Raw genomic sequence first — 1,664 nt, 5'->3', positions numbered from 1 at the left:
ACTGTGATATAAATTGAAACGCCGTATACGCGAACCGTACGTACGGTGTTGTGAGAGGGGCGAAAATAATACATTTATTTTCCCTCTACTCGATTGGCTATGCTAAAGCCCAGTTTTGGTTCTGACACTTTGTTGAATGGAACAGAAATCAACAGACAAGTTTTTAACAGAGCTTTTTTTAAAAAAAAGAACGTCCAAACTTTTTAAACACAGTCCAAGAATGGTAGTTAATTGAAGGCAATAGCATCCAACACATGAAAATTTGCAGTTAATCTAAGGATTAGCACTCCTGCCCACATTATTAATCAATTGTCGTTATTATATTTTTTGTCAATCGGATAAATTTTTATTGAAGAGGTAGTTAGCATTAGCACCTATATGTATGTTATTTCACAATTGAAGGTAAAAAAAGTAAAGCATAAGGGGAGTTAATTTAGAGGTTAGCTAATTTTCTCTTTTCTTTTTAAAAAACCTAGCTGTGCGTCTTTAACATGGTTCTCGAGTTCTTTGGCATGATCGAATGCTTGATGGATGCATTCGTACACCGGTGAAGAATATAGTTCTTGGTTCCAGGAAAAACTGCCTTCGGAATTGGATGGATAGACTGAAACCTTCCAGCAGTAGAATTCTTTTTCTTGTTCCTTAAGCTGACCTTCAAGCGCGATAAGCCAATGGGTATGGCCAGCAGAAAGGGATGGGTCAGATGAATCGGCTGGAATAAGCGATTTTTGGTAAAAATCAATATAGTTTGGCTGATACATATAAAATCCCTCCTAACGATTTTTTATCAATTGTTTAAGGGTGTTTAGCATCCGTTTAAATTTCTCTTTGATCAACGAAAGGCTATAGCTAAGTATTTAGACCTGTTACAATTAATATCTTATTTTTATTATATGGCATCAAGGTAAAAAATTGCACCTAAATTGTTAAAATTTTTAGAAAACTCATAAACAAATGTTTTGTTGCCTGTGATGGCGTTCACAACATAAACTTTCATTGCCTTTTATACTGTATGTATCAAACTTAGGAGGGGTTTTTGAATGGAAGGCTGTATGAGCGCAATGATGGGAAACGGTCCTGTTATTCTTAGTAAAGGTTTAAAACAGTTAAAAGAGGAGCATCCTCCACTGCTAAATATGCTTGAGGAGTTGCTTCAGCTCTCCTTAAAAGTTGAAGAAGTGCCTGATAAGGTTCTTTTTAAAGAGTTGATTGTAAAAGTACAAACTTTTACACAAGAGCTTGATCCTCATTCAGAAAGGGAAGAAAGGGTGCTCTTTCGTATGATGGAGCAATACATGGGGATAGGAACTGGCCCTGTAGCTGTCATGGAATATGAGCATGACCAGGCTAAAGGTTATATAGAAGCCTACATGGAAGCGGCAGAAAAATGTGAAAACCTGACTGAACAAGAAATGGCCTATAACGCAGGCCTGATTAAGAATGCATACTATATCCTGACAGAGCACTTTGCCAAGGAAGAAAATGTGCTGTTCCCTATGGCCGAAAATCTTCTATCAAAAGAGGAAAAAGAAGAGTTATACAAAAGAATTAAAGAAATATGAAAAGGAGTGAACTGCACCCTATAAAGTAGACAGTTTAATAAAAAGAGATGCTGCTATCTACGCAGCGATGAGATGACTTCGGTAAGCTGCCGGAGTCATCTT

Annotated in this window: 2 protein-coding genes; one reads left to right on the top strand and one right to left on the bottom strand. The window is 36.8% G+C overall.

What is annotated here, in order from left to right:
* Window positions 1-440: 440 nt before the first annotated feature.
* Entirely contained in the window at window positions 441-761 is a 321-nt protein-coding gene (locus tag DFO73_RS28180) for a hypothetical protein (protein WP_110067959.1), read from the bottom strand.
* A gap of 279 nt (window positions 762-1,040) precedes the next feature.
* On the opposite strand from DFO73_RS28180, the gene DFO73_RS28175 reads away from it, so the two are divergent.
* Window positions 1,041-1,562: a hemerythrin domain-containing protein gene (locus tag DFO73_RS28175; RefSeq protein WP_110067958.1), complete on the top strand. Its 522-nt coding sequence runs from the start codon at window positions 1,041-1,043 to the stop codon at window positions 1,560-1,562.
* Window positions 1,563-1,664: the final 102 nt, after the last annotated feature.

Source organism: Cytobacillus oceanisediminis (genome assembly GCF_003182355.1).
GTDB classification, from domain to species: domain Bacteria; phylum Bacillota; class Bacilli; order Bacillales; family Cytobacillaceae; genus Cytobacillus; species Cytobacillus oceanisediminis_A.
The sequence above is the reverse complement of the archived record's forward strand: the minus strand, read 5'-3'. Positions and strand labels throughout refer to the sequence as shown.

What these genes read in the sequence shown, in the direction of transcription:
- DFO73_RS28180 (WP_110067959.1), bottom strand. Translation starts at nt 761, where the DNA reads ATGTATCAGCCAAACTATATTGATTTTTACCAAAAATCGCTTATTCCA.
- DFO73_RS28175 (WP_110067958.1), top strand. Translation starts at nt 1,041, where the DNA reads ATGGAAGGCTGTATGAGCGCAATGATGGGAAACGGTCCTGTTATTCTT.